Raw genomic sequence first — 16,631 nt, 5'->3', positions numbered from 1 at the left:
CTGACCTGGCCGTCATAACTGGCCTGCGCCGGTGGTGGGGCGCTATCGCCAATCTGTGTCGTTATTTTTCGTGATGTGACTAATTTTGACCCTGCGCAGCGTAAAAGTAAAACTAATGGCATCATTGGTAGGGAAATGGCGGTAAGTTTTTGTAAAAATGCGCCGTATGGCGCCCGGTAGATTATTATCAGCGGGTAGCAAAGCCCACACAGCCGTACAAGGATCCAATAACATGCACCAGCAGGCAGATAATCTGGTCGAAGTGCGCGGTATGACGTTCTCCCGCGGCGATCGGCTGATATTTGAAGACATCAACCTGACGGTTCCCCGTGGTAAAGTGACGGCGATTATGGGGCCGTCCGGCATCGGCAAGACCACCTTGCTGCGCCTGATCGGCGGGCAACTGGCGCCGGATAGCGGTGAAATCTGGTTCGACGGAGACAATATTCCCGCGCTGTCGCGGCATAAGCTGTACGATGCGCGCAAGAAGATGAGCATGCTGTTCCAGTCCGGGGCACTGTTTACCGATTTAACCGTGTTTGAGAACGTGGCCTTCCCGCTGCGCGAGCACAGCCAGCTGCCGGAGGCGCTGATTCGCACCACGGTGCTGATGAAGCTTGAGGCGGTGGGGCTGCGCGGCGCGGCGGATCTGATGCCGAACGAACTGTCCGGCGGCATGGCGCGGCGTGCGGCGCTGGCGCGGGCCATCGCGCTCGACCCGCAGCTGATCATGTTCGACGAACCGTTTGTCGGGCAGGATCCGATCACCATGGGCGTATTGGTGAAGCTGATTGATGAGCTGAACCACGCGCTGGGGATCACCTGCATTGTGGTATCGCACGATGTGCCGGAAGTGCTGAGCATTGCCGACTACGCTTATATCGTGGCGGAGCACCGCGTGATTGCCGAAGGAACCGCACCGCAGTTACAGAACAATCCTGATGCGCGCGTGCGCCAGTTCCTGGATGGTATTGCCGACGGGCCGGTGCCGTTTCGTTATCCGGCCGGTGATTACCAGGCCGCATTGTTAGGCTAAGGGAGTAGATATCCTCATGTTATTACAGGCGTTAGCGTCTCTTGGACGCCGTAGCATCAATATCAGCACCGCCTTCGGGCGCGCCGGTCTGATGCTGTGGGGCGCGCTTATCGGACGGCCAGAGCCACGCAGGCAGTGGCCGCTGCTGATCAAACAATTACACAGCGTCGGCGTACAGTCGCTGTTAATCATCATGGTTTCCGGGCTGTTTATCGGCATGGTGCTGGGTCTGCAGGGGTATCTGGTGCTGACCACCTACAGCGCCGAGGCGAGCCTCGGCATGATGGTGGCGCTGTCGCTGCTGCGTGAACTGGGGCCGGTGGTGACCGCGCTGCTGTTCGCCGGCCGCGCAGGCTCCGCGCTGACCGCAGAAATCGGCCTGATGAAGGCCACCGAACAGATCTCCAGCCTGGAAATGATGGCGGTCGACCCGCTGCGGCGCATTGTGGCGCCGCGTTTCTGGGCCGGGATGATCAGCATGCCGCTGCTGACGCTGATTTTCGTCGCCGTCGGCATCTGGGGCGGTTCGATGGTGGGCGTGGATTGGAAAGGCATCGACAGCGGCTTCTTCTGGTCGGCGATGCAGGGCGCCGTCGAATGGCGTCAGGATCTGCTGAACTGCGTGATCAAGAGCGTGGTATTTGCGATAACCGTGACCTGGATTGCTATCTTTAACGGTTATGATGCGGTGCCGACCTCTGAAGGGATTAGCCGGGCAACGACCAGAACGGTGGTACATTCGTCTCTGGCGGTGTTGGGATTGGATTTTGTGCTGACAGCACTGATGTTTGGGAATTGATTCGATGCAAACGAAGAAGAGTGAAATCTGGGTTGGGGTATTTATGCTGATCGCGCTGGCCGCCATCATCTTTATCTGCCTGCAGGTAGCCAATGTGAAATCCATCGGCAACGAGCCGACCTACCGTATCTACGCCACCTTCGATAATATTGGTGGCCTGAAGGCGCGTTCGCCGGTGAAGATTGGCGGGGTGGTGATCGGCCGCGTAGCGGATATCGAGCTGGATCCGAAAACCTATACGCCGCGCGTCGCATTGGATATTCAGGACAAATACAACCAGATCCCGGATACCAGTTCATTGGCGGTCCGCACGTCCGGCCTGCTGGGGGAACAATTTCTTGCCCTGAACGTCGGTTTTGAAGACCCGGAAATGGGCACCGCCATTCTTAAGGACGGCGGCACCATTCAGGACACGAAATCAGCGATGGTGCTGGAAGATCTGATCGGCCAGTTCCTGTATAAAAGCGGCGGTCAGGATGAAGCCAAGCCGGATGCAACTGCTGCACCGGCAGCCGCCCCGAGTCATTAAAAGAGGATACCTGCATGTTTAAACGTTTATTGATGGTTGCCCTGTTGGTGGTTGCACCGCTGGCGAGCGCGGCGGACCAGACCAACCCGTACAGCATGATGCAAGAGGCGGCGGAGAAGACCTTTACCCGTCTGAAAACCGAGCAGCCGAAAATCAAGCAGGATCCGAACTCTCTGCGCGCCATCGTGCATGAAGAGCTGATGCCGTACGTTCAGGTGAAATACGCCGGCGCGCTGGTGCTGGGCCGCTATTACAAAGAAGCGACGCCTGCGCAGCGTGAAGCCTACTTCACCGCGTTCCAGGCTTACCTGGAACAGGCGTACGGCCAGGCGCTGGCGCTGTACCACGGCCAGACCTACCAGATTGCACCGCAGCAGCCGCTGGGGGACGCCAACATCGTGGCGATTCGCGTCACCATTATCGATACCAACGGCCGTCCGCCGGTGCGCCTCGATTTCCAATGGCGTAAAAACAGCAAAACCGGCCACTGGCAGGCGTACGACATGATTGCCGAAGGCGTCAGCATGATCACCACCAAGCAGAACGAGTGGGCGTCAACGCTGCGCACCAAAGGCATCGACGGCCTGACCCAGCAGCTGCAGGCGGCGGCCAAACAGCCGATTACGCTGGATCAGAAACAGTAATGGCCGAGTCCCTGCGCTTTGACGATCAGCCGCAGACGCTGGTGCTGCACGGCGATCTGGACCGGGAAACGCTGCTGCCGCTGTGGCGGCAGCGCGCCGAGCTGCTGAAGGGAAAAACGGCGATTGACGTGGCGCAGCTGCGCCGCGTGGACTCCTCCGGTCTGGCGTTGCTGGTGCATCTGCGCGCCGAACAGTTGCATAACGGCGTGGAATTGAAAATTTCCGGCGCGACCGACCGCCTGAAAACGCTGATTGCCCTGTACAATCTGCAGGAGATAATGCCTGTCGAGACGCAGGGTTAGGCGCGATTTGGCGGTGCGACGGTAACAACATCTCTGAAAGCCCCTGTTCTGCAGGGGCTTTTTCTTTAGTTTAAGAAAGCGCCGTATTCCTCTAAGATATCAGGCTGATTATGATCCTTTGCTGCAGAACGGGATACCATGGAAAATAGCGAAATTAAAGACGTGCTGATGAACGCATTGGCGCTGGAAGAAGTACAGGTAACGGGCGACGGCAGCCACTTTCAGGTGATTGCGGTCGGTGAACTGTTCGGCGCCATGAGCCGCGTCAAACAGCAGCAGGCGATCTATGCGCCGCTGATGGAATACATTGCCGACAACCGTATTCATGCCCTGTCGATCAAGGCATACACCCCTGAAGAGTGGAAGCGGGATCGCAAACTCAATGGATTTTAAGGCTGCGGGCCTTTCGGGCCGGCAGCGTTGATACCCGGTAGACCAACGGCGCAGGTCAGGGAGCGCGACGGCGCGCCTGCGGGCGGCCAGTGTGCGGCGGCGTGGGTCGCGGGTATTGTGGACGAGACAACAGAGAGTCATTAGATGGATAAATTTCGAGTGCAGGGCCGTACCCGCCTGAGCGGGGAAGTGGCTATTTCCGGGGCGAAAAACGCCGCCCTGCCGATTCTGTTTGCCGCGTTGTTGGCAGAAGAGCCGGTTGAGTTACAGAATGTTCCCAAACTGAAAGACATCGATACCACCATCAAGCTGCTGAGCCAGCTGGGCGTGAAGATTGAACGCAACGGTTCGGTGTTTGTCGACGCCGGCAACGTCAACGAACTCTGCGCGCCTTACGATCTGGTGAAAACCATGCGTGCTTCCATCTGGGCGCTGGGCCCGCTGGTCGCCCGTTTCGGCTACGGCCAGGTTTCTCTGCCGGGCGGCTGCGCTATCGGCGCGCGTCCGGTCGATCTGCATATCACCGGCCTGGAACAGCTGGGCGCCGAGATCAAACTGGAAGAAGGCTATGTGAAAGCCTCCGTCGACGGCCGTCTGAAGGGCGCGCATATCGTGATGGACAAGGTGAGCGTGGGCGCCACCGTCACTATCATGAGCGCCGCCACGCTGGCGACGGGCACCACCGTGATTGAAAATGCTGCGCGCGAGCCGGAAATCGTCGATACCGCCGAGTTCCTGAATACGCTGGGGGCGAAAATCAGCGGTGCCGGCACCGACAAGATCACCATTGAGGGCGTTGAGCGCCTGGGCGGCGGCGTGTACCGCGTTCTGCCTGACCGTATCGAAACCGGCACCTTCCTGGTGGCGGCAGCGATCTCCGGCGGCAAGGTGCTGTGCCGCAATACCCGTCCTGATACGCTGGATGCGGTGCTGGCCAAGCTGCGTGAGGCCGGGGCGGACATCGAAGTCGGTGAGGATTGGATCAGCCTTGATATGCACGGCCAGCGGCCGAAGGCTATTACCGTGCGCACCGCGCCGCACCCGGGGTTCCCGACCGATATGCAGGCGCAGTTCAGTCTGCTGAACCTGGTGGCCGAAGGCACCGGCGTTATCACCGAAACCATCTTCGAAAACCGCTTTATGCACGTGCCGGAGCTGATCCGCATGGGCGCACACGCGGAAATCGAAAGCAACACGGTGATCTGCCACGGTGTTGAGCAGCTGTCCGGCGCGCAGGTGATGGCGACCGACCTGCGTGCGTCCGCCAGCCTGGTGCTGGCCGGCTGTATTGCTGACGGCGTGACCATCGTCGACCGTATTTATCATATCGATCGCGGTTATGAGCGGATCGAAGATAAACTGCGAGCGCTGGGCGCGAATATTGAGCGCGTAAAAGGCGAGTAAATAAAAAATGCATTACGCCTCCGCATGACGTAATGCATAATTATTGAATTTATTTATAAAAGTGCACCTTGCCAGGTGCACTTTTTATTAATAAGTATGGGCCTCTGAATTATTTACCCATCGTTTCGCGATAGCTTTGTGCATAATCGGCGACGGTATCACGATCGGTCAGAAGACCCATTGCGCCACCGACGAGTCCGCCGATAATGGGGGCAATGACAACGCCAACCAGTTGAGCGAAGGCGCCAAACATGATGCTGCCGCCGGTCGCGAATTTAGCCATGCCGGCGCCGCTGGCGATGCCGTCCATGATGCCCCAGATCATGCCATCGAATGTACCACCGCTGACGGTAGTCAGTTCTTTATTGTTTAATTCACGCATGTAATGTCCTTATATTTAAATATCAATAAATTTATTTTTTATATAGATACAGCTTTCCAAGTGTCGGGAAATAGGATTACTCTAGAAGTTGCGTGTTTAAAAATACAAGAGAATAAAAAACAAATAAATACTTCGGTATGAAAATAATGATTTATTTTTCACTAATAAAATTGAACTGAATATGTTTCTGTTTTGGTATTTATTAAATTTATTTAAATGAACGATAAACTTATTATGCTGCTGATTATCTTTAACATTTGCTACGCGGCGGTTGCCGCCGGCGGAAACTGAGGGGCGGCAAATGTGCTGCGCCGGCTGAGGTATCAGCCAGCGCTAATTGTTGTCTTCCGGGAACTCACCCACCGTCATTTGCAGCGTGATGCGTTTACCGTCACGCAGCACGATCACCGGGATGGTGGTGCCGGGGCGGATTTCCGCCACCTGATCCATGGTTTCCAGCACGGAGACCGCCGGCTTGTTATTGACGTTGATAATAATGTCGTTGATATGGAAATTGGCGTTGGCCGCCGGGCCGTTCGGCGTAATTTCGGTCACGATAATCCCCTGCAGGCGGTCGATACCGCTGTTAGAGGTGCGTAGCGGGATAATCTCTTTGCCCTGGATGCCGAAGTAGCCGCGAATGACGCGGCCGTCGCGGATCAGCTTATCCATAATCTTGCTGGCCAGCTCGGTGGGAATGGCGAAGCCCAGCCCCTCCGGCGTTTCCCCGTTGGTGACCTTGTCATAGGTCAGGGTGTTGATCCCCATCAGCTCGCCCAGCGAGTTTACCAGCGCGCCGCCGGAGTTGCCGCGGTTGATGGAGGCATCGGTTTGCAGGAAGGTTTGGCGGCCGGTGGTGCTCAGACTGATGCGTCCGGTGGCGCTGATAATCCCCTGAGTGACGGTCTGACCAAGGTTATACGGGTTGCCGATCGCCAGCACCACGTCGCCGATATGCGCGATACGCTTGGTGTTGATGGGAATGACCGGCAGATTGCCCGGGTCGATCTTCAGCACCGCCAGATCGGTCAGGCTGTCGGAGCCGACCAGCAGCGCTTCGTAGCGGCGGCCGTCCTGCAGCACCACGGTGATCTGTTGCGCATCCTTGATCACGTGGCGGTTGGTCAGGATATAGCCGTGGTCGTTCATGATAACGCCGGAACCGAGGGACAGCACATTGGGCGCGCCGTTCATGTTGCGGTTGTAGATATTGACCACCGCAGGCGCAGCGCGGCGCACCGCCTTGTTATAGCCGGCCGGGGTTTCGTCGGCGGTATTCTCCACTTTCTCTGCAAACAGTTGATTGGAATAACGCAGCACGGGAAGCGCTGCCAATAGCAGGCCGGCAACGATCAAACCAATAACAGCGGAACGCAAGAGCTTAGCAAACATGGAGTTTTAACAGATAAAATAAAGGATGAACGGAGAATAGCACGAGTTAACCGGGCACAGTATGGCACTGCCCCCGGTTTTTGTACAAATTAACGCATTAGCAGATAAATGGTTTCACCGCCGCGGACGATGTTCAGCGCCATGACCGGCGGCTTGGCCGCCAGAACTTTACGCAGCGCGGTAATGCTTTCGACGCGCTGGCGGTTGATGCCGATAATCACATCGCCTTTTTGCAGGCCCATCTGCGCCGCCGGCGTACCTTTGCCGACGTTGTCGATCTTCACGCCTTTCTCGCCGCCCGGCAGCGCGCCGTTGCTTAGCGCCGCGCCCTGCAGGGCCGGAGACAGGGTCTCAGCGCTGGTGGAGGCGGTTTCGCTGTTGTCCAGCGTGACGGCCACCTCTTGCTGCTTGCCGTCGCGCAGCAGGCCGATTTTGATGGTTTTGCCCGGCGCGGTGGTGCCGACCTTGGCGCGCAGTTCGGCAAAGCTGCCGATCGGCTTGCCGTCGACGGAGATCAGAATATCGCCGGCTTTGATACCGGCCTTGGCCGCGGCGGATTTCGGCAGCACTTCGCTGACGAAGGCACCGCGCTGCGCGTCGGTATTAAAGGCTTTGGCGATATCGGCGGTCATCTCGCTGCCCTTGATGCCGAGCAGGCCGCGTTTCACTTCGCCGAATTCGATCAGCTGCTGGCTCAGGTTCTGCGCCATATTGCTGGGGATGGCGAAGCCGATGCCGATATTGCCGCCGCCCGGCGCCAGAATGGCGGTGTTGATGCCGATCAGCTCACCGTTCAGGTTCACCAGCGCGCCGCCGGAGTTGCCGCGGTTAATCGAGGCGTCGGTCTGGATAAAGTTCTCCAGCCCTTCCAGGTTGAGGCCGCTGCGTCCCAGCGCGGAGATAATGCCGGAGGTGGCGGTTTGCCCCAGGCCGAACGGGTTGCCGACGGCAACGGCGAAGTCGCCGACGCGTAACTTATCGGAGTCGGCCATTTTCACCGCGCTCAGGTTCTTGGCGGTGATCTGCAGCAGCGCGATGTCGGTCTGTTCGTCGCGGCCCAGCAGCTTGGCGTCGAACTCGCGGCCGTCATTGAGCTGCACCTTGATTTTGTCGGCGTTGGCGATGACGTGGTTGTTGGTAAGGATATAGCCTTTGGCTGCGTCGATAATCACGCCCGAACCCAGGCCTTCAAACGGACGCGAACTTTGCTTCTGTGTAGGGAAATTAGGGCCGAAGAAATATTTGAACTCTTCCGGCAAACGTTGGCGCTGCACCTGAGTTCCTTCAATATGCACGCTGACCACGGCGGGTAAGACTTTTTCCAGCATCGGCGCCAGGCTCGGCAGCTGCTGCCCTTGAACGGCGGGCGGCAAGGCCGCGTTGGCTACCGGTACGGCGGTAAGCGTCAGGCCAACACTCATTGCTAATGCACTAAGAATTAACGACTTTTTTTTCATTGATAATAACTCTCTCATTACCTGCCGGTGAAATTAATTAACCACTAAAGGTAAGGTTAAGACCGTGAATTTACGTCAGAAGTTCACCGCCAACATCCATTTAAGGCTTTAGGATAGCGCAGGAATTGCATCGGGGGGAGGGGGGAAGGTCAAAAGCCCGCGCAAAATTTACGCGGGCTGAAAAACGACGGTTAGTCGCGGCGCGGCGCACCACGCAGCAGACCGGAAGCGCCTTCGGAGTAGTCGCGCGGCATTTCAACCGGCGCCTGATCGTTATCCGCTTCGGATTCGCTCAGACGATAGCGGAACGGATTCTCCTGCATCGGCAGGTCCGGCAGCAGGTTGTTGGAGCTTTTCGCCATATGCTGATAGAGCTGACGATAGTCGCGCGCCATGTTGTCCAGCAGTTCCGCACTGCGGGCAAAATGGCCGACCAGTTCCTGACGGTACTCTTCCAGCTCGGTTTTGCTTTTATCCAGTTCGTTTTGCAAAACCTGTTGTTGACGTAGTTTACGGTTACCAAAGCGCATCGCTACCGCACCGATGACGATACCGACCACCAAACCAATCAGCGCATACTCCCAGGTCATGATGACTCCTATTGTGACTTCGTTGTTCCGCAGGGATTTTTCACTTAATAATATCCACTATAACCGTTAACCTTGTCCGAGTGGAATCCTGAAGCGCTTTTACCTTGGCTTTTCCGGGGTTTTCAGCGGGCCGCAATGCGGGAAAATGTGGCGATAACCGGAAATCTGACCGGTAACGCGCGGCTAAAATGGGCTAAATAAATTCTTTATCCGCGCTGCGCGCCAGCGGGGGCGGACGGAGCGATTGCAGGGAACATTAGGCAACATGTATTCACCATCACCGTTAACACGTTACCAGCAGGCGCTGGACGCCGGCGACTATCAGCCCGATGAGGTGCAGCGCCGGGCGGTCAGCCAATTGGACGCCATTTATCAGCAATTGGTGCAACAGACGCCCGAGACGCCGGCGGCGGCCGGCGGTCTGCGCGGCACGCTCAGCCGCTGGCTGAGGAAAGACAGCCGCCCGGCGGCGCAGCGCCCGGTTCAGGGGCTGTATATGTGGGGCGGCGTCGGGCGCGGCAAAACCTGGCTGATGGATATGTTCTTCCACAGCCTGCCGGGGGATCGCAAACTGCGGCTGCACTTTCACCGCTTTATGCTGCGGGTGCACGAAGAGCTGGCGCAGCTGCAGGGGCAGGAAAACCCGTTGGAGATTGTCGCCGACGGCTTCAAGGCGCAGGCGGACGTGCTGTGCTTTGACGAGTTCTTTGTTTCCGACATCACCGACGCCATGCTGCTGGCGACGCTGCTGCAGGCGCTGTTCGCCCGCGGCATTACGCTGGTGGCTACCTCGAACATCCCGCCGGACGAGCTGTACCGTAACGGCCTGCAGCGCGCGCGCTTCCTGCCGGCCATCGATCTGATCAATGACTATTGCGACGTGATGAACGTGGACGCCGGCATTGACTATCGCCTGCGCACGCTGACCCAGGCGCACCTCTACCTGACGCCGCTGAATGCGCAGACCGGGCAGGCGCTGGACGATATCTTCGACAAGCTGGCGGGCAAGGGCGGCGACGCGGCGCCGGTGCTGGAGATCAATCACCGGCCGCTGCAGGCGCTGCGCGCGGCGGACGGCGTGCTGGCGGTGGATTTCCACACGCTGTGTGAAGAGGCGCGCAGCCAGCTGGACTACATTGCGCTGTCGCGCCTGTACCACAGCGTGATCCTGCATAACGTGCGGGTGATGGGGCCGTTGAAGGAGAGCACCGCGCGCCGTTTCCTGGCGCTGGTGGATGAGTTCTACGAGCGTCACGTCAAGCTGGTGATCGCCGCCGAGGCGCCGATGTTCGAGATTTACCAGGGCGAACGGCTGAAGTTTGAATACCAGCGCTGCCTGTCGCGCCTGCAGGAGATGCAGAGCGAAGAATACCTGAAGCTGCCGCACCTGCCGTGACACCCCGGCGGCCTCCGCGCGGCGGGGGCCTGTCCGGCGGCGCTAAAATGCATTTTTCCTGCAAAAACTGTTCGATCTTTGCGGGTGACTTCTCTATAATCTTGCGACCCCACGTTACAACAAAGTTTTTTTTCCCAAAAACTTTATAGTGCCGGCAATGGCTATTCGAAGGGGTAGGTTTGCTGGACTTGATGGTCGTGTGAGCCTCAACTGTTTTCGAGCGTTTGGGTGTTCACCAACGTGTAACTAATTATTGGGTAAGCTTTTAATGAAAACTTTTACAGCTAAACCAGAGACCGTAAAACGCGACTGGTACGTTGTTGATGCGAACGGTAAAACTTTGGGCCGTCTCGCTACTGAACTGGCTCGTCGTCTGCGCGGCAAGCATAAAGCGGAATACACCCCGCACGTTGATACCGGTGATTACATCATCGTTCTGAACGCTGACAAAGTTGCTGTAACCGGCAACAAGCGTAACGACAAGATGTACTACCACCACACCGGCCACATCGGTGGTATCAAAGAAGCGACCTTTGAAGAGATGATTGCCCGCCGTCCTGAGCGTGTGATTGAAATCGCGGTTAAAGGCATGCTGCCAAAGGGTCCGTTGGGTCGTGCAATGTTCCGTAAACTGAAAGTTTACGCGGGCACCGAGCACAATCACGCGGCACAGCAACCGCAAGTTCTGGACATTTAATCGGGATTAATGGCAATGGCTGAAAATCAATACTACGGCACTGGTCGCCGCAAAAGCTCCGCCGCTCGCGTCTTTATCAAGCCGGGCAACGGTAACATCGTTATCAACCAGCGCAGCCTGGAACAGTACTTCGGTCGCGAAACTGCCCGCATGGTAGTTCGTCAGCCGCTGGAACTGGTCGACATGGTTGGCAAACTGGATCTGTACATCACCGTTAAAGGTGGTGGCATCTCTGGTCAAGCTGGTGCTATCCGCCACGGTATCACCCGTGCGCTGATGGAATACGACGAGACTCTGCGTTCTGAACTGCGTAAAGCTGGCTTCGTCACTCGTGACGCGCGTCAGGTTGAACGTAAGAAAGTCGGTCTGCGTAAAGCACGCCGTCGTCCGCAGTTCTCCAAGCGTTAATTTTTTCTGCTGCGGCAGAACAAATTATGCGAAAAACCCGGTGTTTCACCGGGTTTTTTTATGCCTGCAATTCCCCTCTGCCGTAGAGAAATCTGCGCGCCGCCAGACAAATAGTGATGAAATCACCGCCCGCTCCCCACAAAACGGGCAAAATCTGGTAAACTATCATCCACTTTTGCGCCTGTTCGCCGAGCAGTTGCCGCCAGTTACCTCCGAGGCCGCTTTCCAGACCCAAGGTTACCTGCGTGCTGCTGGCCTGCGGTCAAGATCATTCAGGATAGCGGCCTGATATTCCCATGCGTTTTCACTTTGCCGGGGGCAAGGTGCACGCTGCGGGGCTAAGTTGGCTATTCGCAGTATTTTCTAGATAAAACTTGGAGGTTTTCATGGCTGTCGCTGCCAACAAACGTTCGGTAATGACGCTGTTTTCTGGCCCGACCGACATTTTTAGCCATCAAGTACGTATCGTACTGGCGGAAAAAGGTGTCAGCGTCGAGATTGAGCAGGTTGAACCGGATAACCTGCCGCAGGATTTGATCGACCTCAATCCTTACCAAACGGTGCCGACGCTGGTCGATCGCGAACTGACGCTGTATGAGTCCCGCATCATCATGGAATACCTGGACGAGCGCTTCCCGCATCCGCCGCTGATGCCGGTCTATCCGGTGGCGCGTGGTGAAAGCCGCCTGATGATGCTGCGCATCGAAAAGAACTGGTATTCGCTGATGTACAAGATCGAGCAGAGCAGCGGCCAGGAAGCTGAGTCTGCCCGTCGCCAACTGCGTGAAGAGCTGCTGGCCATCGCGCCGATCTTCGGTCAGGCGCCGTATTTCATGAGCGAAGAGTTCAGCCTGGTGGATTGCTACCTGGCGCCGCTGCTGTGGCGTCTGCCGCAGCTGGGCATTGAACTGAACGGTGCCGGCTCCAAAGAGCTGAAAGGCTATATGACCCGCGTCTTCGAACGTGATGCGTTCCTGGCCTCGCTGACCGAAGCCGAGCGCGAAATGCGCCTGCACACCCGGGGTTAACCATGGATATGTCGCAGATGACGCCGCGCCGCCCTTATCTGCTGCGGGCGTTTTATGACTGGCTGCTGGACAACCAGCTGACGCCGCATCTGGTGGTCGACGTAACGCGTCCGGACGTGCAGGTTCCCATGGAGTTCGCGCGCGATGGTCAGATCGTACTGAACATTGCGCCGCGCGCGGTCGGCAACCTGCAACTGGGCGACAACGAAGTGAGCTTTAACGCGCGCTTCGGCGGCGTACCGCGTCAGGTTCTGGTGCCGTTGGCCGCCGTGCTGGCGATTTACGCCCGTGAGAACGGTGCGGGAACCATGTTCGAACCGGAAGCCGCTTACGATGAAACCGACGGCGCTTTCGACGAGCTGGAGACGGTGCCTTCCGAAAGCCTGATGTCGGTCATCGACGGCGATCGTCCTGATAACGCTGACGATAACGATCCGGACGATGAGCCGCCGCAGCCGCCACGCGGCGGGCGCCCGGCGCTGCGCGTCGTGAAGTAACAGCAACAGGCCCGTAAGGGCCTGTTTTGATCTGTGCGCCGCGCGTCAGGCGGCACAGGCCGCCTTTTTCCCCTTTCCCCATCCTGTGGTACCATAATTCCGTTGTTACTGGCCGCTACGATTAATCATAATGGACGCTATGAACGCATTTGATCCGCAAGCCGAAGAGTCTTCAACCGTGATGGGCCGCAGTCTGCGCCGCCGTCCGCTGACGCGTAAAAAACTGTCGGAGATGGTGGAGGAAGAGCTGGAGCAGATGATTCGCCGCGGAGAGTTTGCTGAAGGAGAGTCGCTGCCCTCTGAGCGCGAGCTGATGGCGTTTTTTGACGTCGGCCGTCCGTCGGTGCGTGAAGCACTGGCCGCGCTGAAGCGTAAGGGCCTGGTGCAGATTAACAACGGCGAGCGCGCCCGCGTCTCGCGTCCCTCGGCGGATACCATTATCAGCGAGCTGTCCGGCGTCGCGAAGGATTTCCTTTCTCACCCCGGCGGCATTGCCCACTTTGAACAGCTGCGCCTGTTCTTTGAGTCCAGCCTGGTGCGCTATGCGGCGGAGCACGCGACGCCGGAGCAAATGGCGCAGCTGACGCAGGCGCTGGACATCAACAGCCGGTCACTGGATGACAATACGCTGTTTATCCGCTCCGACGTCGAGTTTCACCGCGTGCTGGCGGAAATCCCCGGCAACCCGATCTTTATGGCGATCCACGTTGCGCTGCTCGACTGGCTGATTGCGGCGCGGCCAAAGGTGCCCGAGCAGGAGCTGCATACGCACAATAACCGCAGCTATCAGCAGCATATTGCGATCGTCGAGGCGATCCGCCAGCGCGATCCTGACGCCGCCGATCGCGCGTTGCAGACCCACCTTAACAGCGTATCCGCAACCTGGCACGCCTTCGGCAACGACGCGCCGCCGCATAAGTAATCCCCGCCGTCACGCGTCCGTTTATCGCGATCCCAGGATTGCGATAACGATCGCAGTCGTTTCCGATCCCACTAGAAAATACCGATCAATAGGGTGAGGCAGATCGCACTATAAGCGTTCTGTATTGTATTGCTGCTTATTTAGTCTGGTATAACAGGTATAAAGGTAGGTGGTTGCATCATCAACAGAGGTCGTTATGACAAAAGAATTAGCAGGAGTAATGCCGGCGTTGCTGACGCCGTTCGACAACCAACAGCGGCTGGATAGCGAAAGCCTGCGCCGTCTGGTGCGGTTTAACATTGAGCAGGGGATTGACGGCCTGTATGTCGGCGGCTCTACCGGCGAGGCGTTTGTCCAGAGCCACGCGGAAAGAGAGCAGGTCCTGGAAGTGGTGGCGGAAGAGGCGCAGGGAAAGGTGAAGCTTATCGCCCACGTCGGCGCGATTAGCACGCAGGAGAGCCAACAGCTGGCAAACGCCGCACAGCGTTACGGCTATGACGCCGTCTCCGCCGTCACGCCGTTCTATTACCCGTTCAGTTTTGCGGAACATTGCGATCACTACCGGGCGGTCATCGATGCGGCCGAGGGGCTGCCGATGGTGGTTTACAACATTCCCGCGCTGAGCGGCGTCACGCTGACGCTGGATCAGATTGCAACCCTGGTCACACTGCCGGGCGTCAGCGCGCTGAAGCAAACCTCCGGCGATCTTTATCAGATGGAGCAGATCCGCCGGGCGCACCCCGAGCTGGTGTTGTACAACGGCTATGACGAGATCTTCGCTTCCGGACTGATGGCGGGGGCCGACGGCGGCATCGGCAGCACCTACAACATTATGGGCTGGCGCTATACGGGCATCGTACAGGCGCTGCAGCGGGGCGATATCGCCAGCGCGCGCCGGCTGCAGACGGCATGCAATACGGTTATCGATTTGCTGATTAAAACCGGCGTGTTCCGCGGGTTGAAAACCGTTCTGCACTATATGGACGTTGTTTCCGTGCCGCTATGCCGCAAACCTTTCGCGCCGGTTGATGAGCGCTACCTGCCGGCGCTGGCGGCGTTGGCGCAACAGCTGCAGCAGGAGCGGGAGCAGCTCGGCAACGGATGAGTCAAACCTGGCGGGCTTGCTCGCCGGGAGCTTGACGGCAACGATACCGTCAGCCGGAGCGGCCAGGGCGCCCCCCGGCGGTCGCCTGTCCAAGGCCCACAACGGGAGAGTGACATGAGCATCACAACCCGCAGCACCCCGTGGTACCGCCACCTCAACCGAGCGCAGTGGCGGGCGTTCTCCGCCGCCTGGTTGGGGTATTTACTCGATGGTTTTGATTTTGTGCTAATCGCCCTGGTCCTGACTGAAATTCAGGGCGAATTCGGTCTGACGACGGTTGAGGCGGCCAGCCTGATTTCAGCGGCGTTTATCTCGCGTTGGTTCGGCGGCCTGCTGCTGGGCGCAATGGGCGATCGCTACGGCCGTCGTCTGGCAATGGTCACCAGCATCGTGCTTTTTTCTCTGGGGACGCTGGCCTGCGGATTTGCGCCGGGTTACGCCACCATGTTTGTCGCGCGTCTGGTGATCGGGATGGGCATGGCGGGCGAATACGGCTCCAGCGCCACCTATGTGATTGAAAGCTGGCCGAAACATTTACGCAATAAGGCCAGCGGCTTTCTGATTTCCGGCTTTTCGGTCGGCGCGGTGGTCGCGGCGCAGGCCTACAGCCTGGTGGTGCCGCTCTGGGGTTGGCGGGCGCTGTTCTTTATCGGCATTTTGCCCATCATCTTCGCGCTGTGGCTGCGGAAAAATATCCCCGAGGCGGAAGATTGGCAGGAGCAACATGCGGGTAAAGCACCGGTGCGCACCATGGTGGATATGCTTTACCGCGGAGATCACCGCGTACTGAATATCATGATGACGGTCGTCGCTGCGCTGTCGCTGTGGTACTGCTTCGCCGGAGAACTGCGTACGGCCGGCGTGGTGGCAGCGCTGGGGCTGATATGCGCCGCGATTTTTATCAGCTTTATGGTACAAAGCAGCGGCAGGCGCTGGCCGACGGGCGTCATGCTGATGGTGGTGGTGCTGTTTGCATTTCTCTATTCATGGCCGATTCAGGCGCTGTTGCCAACCTACCTGAAAACCGAGCTGGCCTATGATCCGACAACGGTCGCCAGCGTGCTGTTCTTCAGCGGTTTTGGCGCGGCGGTGGGCTGCTGCGTCGGCGGCTTTCTCGGCGACTGGCTGGGCACCCGCAAAGCCTACGTGTATAGCCTTCTGGCTTCGCAGCTGCTGATTATTCCGGTGTTTGCGATTGGCGGCGCGAACGTATGGGTGCTGGGGCTGCTGCTGTTCTTCCAGCAGATGCTGGGGCAGGGGATTTCCGGCATTTTGCCCAAACTGATCGGCGGCTATTTCGATACCGACCAGCGGGCGGCAGGGCTGGGATTCACCTACAACGTCGGCGCGCTGGGCGGCGCCCTGGCGCCGGTGCTGGGTGCGCTGATCGGCCAGCGTCTGGATCTGGGCACCGCGCTGGGGTCGCTCTCCTTTGGGCTGACGTTTGTGGTGATTGCGCTGATTGGCCTGGATATGCCGTCCCGCGTACAGCGCTGGCTGCGTCCGGAAGCGCTGCGCACCCACGACGCTATCGACGGCCAACCGTTTAGCGGCGCGTTGCCACGGGGCGCGGAGAAACGGCTGGTCAAGACAAAGGGCGCCCGGCCGTGATGGCGGGTGATTGGCGTGACATAGGAGACGCTCCGTTGC

At 58.3% G+C, this 16,631-nt stretch carries 20 protein-coding genes; 15 read left to right on the top strand and 5 right to left on the bottom strand.

The window, feature by feature from the left end:
- The first annotated feature begins 232 nt into the window (after window positions 1–232).
- From mlaF to murA, 7 genes are all read left to right on the top strand, one after another.
- Complete coding sequence (gene mlaF, locus D781_RS19740) at window positions 233–1,036, top strand: phospholipid ABC transporter ATP-binding protein MlaF (RefSeq protein ID WP_015962001.1); 804 nt, start codon at window positions 233–235, stop codon at window positions 1,034–1,036.
- A gap of 16 nt (window positions 1,037–1,052) precedes the next feature.
- Entirely contained in the window at window positions 1,053–1,835 is a 783-nt protein-coding gene (gene mlaE, locus D781_RS19735) for a lipid asymmetry maintenance ABC transporter permease subunit MlaE (RefSeq protein WP_015962000.1), read from the top strand.
- 4 nt (window positions 1,836–1,839) lie between these two features.
- A complete protein-coding gene (gene mlaD / locus D781_RS19730; RefSeq protein ID WP_015961999.1) occupies window positions 1,840–2,364 on the top strand; it encodes an outer membrane lipid asymmetry maintenance protein MlaD in 525 nt (174 codons plus the stop codon).
- Between the two features lie 14 nt (window positions 2,365–2,378).
- The gene (gene mlaC, locus D781_RS19725) at window positions 2,379–3,008 is read left to right on the top strand and encodes a phospholipid-binding protein MlaC (RefSeq protein WP_015961998.1); all 630 of its coding nucleotides are present in this window, start codon (window positions 2,379–2,381) and stop codon (window positions 3,006–3,008) included.
- Entirely contained in the window at window positions 3,008–3,310 is a 303-nt protein-coding gene (mlaB, locus tag D781_RS19720; protein ID WP_015961997.1) for a lipid asymmetry maintenance protein MlaB, read from the top strand. The genes mlaC and mlaB overlap by 1 nt, the downstream gene beginning before the upstream one ends.
- A gap of 138 nt (window positions 3,311–3,448) precedes the next feature.
- Window positions 3,449–3,703: a BolA family iron metabolism protein IbaG gene (ibaG, locus tag D781_RS19715; protein ID WP_015961996.1), complete on the top strand. Its 255-nt coding sequence runs from the start codon at window positions 3,449–3,451 to the stop codon at window positions 3,701–3,703.
- A 144-nt stretch (window positions 3,704–3,847) separates the two neighbouring features.
- The gene (gene murA / locus D781_RS19710; protein WP_015961995.1) at window positions 3,848–5,107 is read left to right on the top strand and encodes a UDP-N-acetylglucosamine 1-carboxyvinyltransferase; all 1,260 of its coding nucleotides are present in this window, start codon (window positions 3,848–3,850) and stop codon (window positions 5,105–5,107) included.
- 109 nt (window positions 5,108–5,216) lie between these two features.
- Here the strand turns inward: murA and D781_RS19705 are convergent, their stop codons facing one another.
- From D781_RS19705 to zapG, 4 genes are all read right to left on the bottom strand, one after another.
- Window positions 5,217–5,489, bottom strand: coding sequence for a bacteriocin (locus tag D781_RS19705; protein WP_015961994.1), 273 nt, complete (start codon window positions 5,487–5,489; stop codon window positions 5,217–5,219).
- A gap of 333 nt (window positions 5,490–5,822) precedes the next feature.
- Window positions 5,823–6,881, bottom strand: a complete 1,059-nt coding sequence (gene degS / locus D781_RS19700; RefSeq protein ID WP_015961993.1) for an outer membrane-stress sensor serine endopeptidase DegS — start codon at window positions 6,879–6,881, stop codon at window positions 5,823–5,825.
- 89 nt (window positions 6,882–6,970) lie between these two features.
- On the bottom strand, window positions 6,971–8,338 hold the full coding sequence (gene degQ, locus D781_RS19695) for a serine endoprotease DegQ (protein WP_015961992.1): 1,368 nt from the start codon (window positions 8,336–8,338) through the stop codon (window positions 6,971–6,973).
- A 191-nt stretch (window positions 8,339–8,529) separates the two neighbouring features.
- On the bottom strand, window positions 8,530–8,928 hold the full coding sequence (zapG, locus tag D781_RS19690) for a Z-ring associated protein ZapG (protein WP_015961991.1): 399 nt from the start codon (window positions 8,926–8,928) through the stop codon (window positions 8,530–8,532).
- 265 nt (window positions 8,929–9,193) lie between these two features.
- On the opposite strand from zapG, the gene zapE reads away from it, so the two are divergent.
- The 3 genes from zapE (at window position 9,194) to rpsI (ending at window position 11,429) form a co-directional block, all read left to right on the top strand.
- The gene (gene zapE / locus D781_RS19685; RefSeq protein WP_041411914.1) at window positions 9,194–10,324 is read left to right on the top strand and encodes a cell division protein ZapE; all 1,131 of its coding nucleotides are present in this window, start codon (window positions 9,194–9,196) and stop codon (window positions 10,322–10,324) included.
- 268 nt (window positions 10,325–10,592) lie between these two features.
- On the top strand, window positions 10,593–11,021 hold the full coding sequence (gene rplM, locus D781_RS19680) for a 50S ribosomal protein L13 (protein ID WP_015961989.1): 429 nt from the start codon (window positions 10,593–10,595) through the stop codon (window positions 11,019–11,021).
- 15 nt (window positions 11,022–11,036) lie between these two features.
- Complete coding sequence (rpsI, locus tag D781_RS19675) at window positions 11,037–11,429, top strand: 30S ribosomal protein S9 (RefSeq protein ID WP_004937080.1); 393 nt, start codon at window positions 11,037–11,039, stop codon at window positions 11,427–11,429.
- Window positions 11,430–11,487: 58 nt separating this feature from the next.
- Here rpsI and D781_RS23920 read toward each other — a convergent pair whose 3' ends face one another.
- On the bottom strand, window positions 11,488–11,664 hold the full coding sequence (locus tag D781_RS23920; protein ID WP_158497492.1) for a hypothetical protein: 177 nt from the start codon (window positions 11,662–11,664) through the stop codon (window positions 11,488–11,490).
- Window positions 11,665–11,815: 151 nt separating this feature from the next.
- On the opposite strand from D781_RS23920, the gene sspA reads away from it, so the two are divergent.
- The 5 genes from sspA to D781_RS19650 all read left to right on the top strand — a co-directional run bounded on the left by sspA (window position 11,816) and on the right by D781_RS19650 (window position 16,592).
- Complete coding sequence (gene sspA / locus D781_RS19670; protein WP_015961988.1) at window positions 11,816–12,457, top strand: stringent starvation protein SspA; 642 nt, start codon at window positions 11,816–11,818, stop codon at window positions 12,455–12,457.
- A gap of 2 nt (window positions 12,458–12,459) precedes the next feature.
- Window positions 12,460–12,954 carry a ClpXP protease specificity-enhancing factor gene (gene sspB, locus D781_RS19665; protein ID WP_041411913.1) on the top strand — a complete coding sequence of 165 codons (495 nt, stop codon included), beginning with the start codon at window positions 12,460–12,462 and terminating at the stop codon, window positions 12,952–12,954.
- A gap of 130 nt (window positions 12,955–13,084) precedes the next feature.
- Window positions 13,085–13,876 carry a transcriptional regulator NanR gene (gene nanR / locus D781_RS19660; protein ID WP_071823860.1) on the top strand — a complete coding sequence of 264 codons (792 nt, stop codon included), beginning with the start codon at window positions 13,085–13,087 and terminating at the stop codon, window positions 13,874–13,876.
- 196 nt (window positions 13,877–14,072) lie between these two features.
- Window positions 14,073–14,981 (top strand): N-acetylneuraminate lyase, encoded by a 909-nt coding sequence (gene nanA, locus D781_RS19655; protein WP_015961985.1) that lies wholly within the window; start codon window positions 14,073–14,075, stop codon window positions 14,979–14,981.
- A 114-nt stretch (window positions 14,982–15,095) separates the two neighbouring features.
- Window positions 15,096–16,592: an MFS transporter gene (locus D781_RS19650; protein ID WP_015961984.1), complete on the top strand. Its 1,497-nt coding sequence runs from the start codon at window positions 15,096–15,098 to the stop codon at window positions 16,590–16,592.
- Window positions 16,593–16,631: the final 39 nt, after the last annotated feature.

Source organism: Serratia sp. FGI94 (assembly GCF_000330865.1).
In the GTDB taxonomy this organism is placed as follows: domain Bacteria; phylum Pseudomonadota; class Gammaproteobacteria; order Enterobacterales; family Enterobacteriaceae; genus Serratia_B; species Serratia_B rubidaea.
Note: the sequence above shows the minus strand (reverse complement) of the source record. Positions and strands in the feature narration are given on the sequence as shown.

Excerpts from the sequence above, each read along its gene's own strand:
- mlaC (WP_015961998.1), top strand. The coding sequence starts at position 2,379 with ATGTTTAAACGTTTATTGATGGTTGCCCTGTTGGTGGTTGCACCGCTG.
- rpsI (WP_004937080.1), top strand. The coding sequence starts at position 11,037 with ATGGCTGAAAATCAATACTACGGCACTGGTCGCCGCAAAAGCTCCGCC.
- nanR (WP_071823860.1), top strand. The coding sequence starts at position 13,085 with ATGGACGCTATGAACGCATTTGATCCGCAAGCCGAAGAGTCTTCAACC.
- mlaB (WP_015961997.1), top strand. The coding sequence starts at position 3,008 with ATGGCCGAGTCCCTGCGCTTTGACGATCAGCCGCAGACGCTGGTGCTG.
- sspA (WP_015961988.1), top strand. The coding sequence starts at position 11,816 with ATGGCTGTCGCTGCCAACAAACGTTCGGTAATGACGCTGTTTTCTGGC.
- mlaE (WP_015962000.1), top strand. The coding sequence starts at position 1,053 with ATGTTATTACAGGCGTTAGCGTCTCTTGGACGCCGTAGCATCAATATC.
- mlaF (WP_015962001.1), top strand. The coding sequence starts at position 233 with ATGCACCAGCAGGCAGATAATCTGGTCGAAGTGCGCGGTATGACGTTC.
- sspB (WP_041411913.1), top strand. The coding sequence starts at position 12,460 with ATGGATATGTCGCAGATGACGCCGCGCCGCCCTTATCTGCTGCGGGCG.
- murA (WP_015961995.1), top strand. The coding sequence starts at position 3,848 with ATGGATAAATTTCGAGTGCAGGGCCGTACCCGCCTGAGCGGGGAAGTG.
- D781_RS19705 (WP_015961994.1), bottom strand. The coding sequence starts at position 5,489 with ATGCGTGAATTAAACAATAAAGAACTGACTACCGTCAGCGGTGGTACA.
- rplM (WP_015961989.1), top strand. The coding sequence starts at position 10,593 with ATGAAAACTTTTACAGCTAAACCAGAGACCGTAAAACGCGACTGGTAC.
- zapE (WP_041411914.1), top strand. The coding sequence starts at position 9,194 with ATGTATTCACCATCACCGTTAACACGTTACCAGCAGGCGCTGGACGCC.
- ibaG (WP_015961996.1), top strand. The coding sequence starts at position 3,449 with ATGGAAAATAGCGAAATTAAAGACGTGCTGATGAACGCATTGGCGCTG.
- mlaD (WP_015961999.1), top strand. The coding sequence starts at position 1,840 with ATGCAAACGAAGAAGAGTGAAATCTGGGTTGGGGTATTTATGCTGATC.
- nanA (WP_015961985.1), top strand. The coding sequence starts at position 14,073 with ATGACAAAAGAATTAGCAGGAGTAATGCCGGCGTTGCTGACGCCGTTC.
- degQ (WP_015961992.1), bottom strand. The coding sequence starts at position 8,338 with ATGAAAAAAAAGTCGTTAATTCTTAGTGCATTAGCAATGAGTGTTGGC.
- degS (WP_015961993.1), bottom strand. The coding sequence starts at position 6,881 with ATGTTTGCTAAGCTCTTGCGTTCCGCTGTTATTGGTTTGATCGTTGCC.
- zapG (WP_015961991.1), bottom strand. The coding sequence starts at position 8,928 with ATGACCTGGGAGTATGCGCTGATTGGTTTGGTGGTCGGTATCGTCATC.
- D781_RS19650 (WP_015961984.1), top strand. The coding sequence starts at position 15,096 with ATGAGCATCACAACCCGCAGCACCCCGTGGTACCGCCACCTCAACCGA.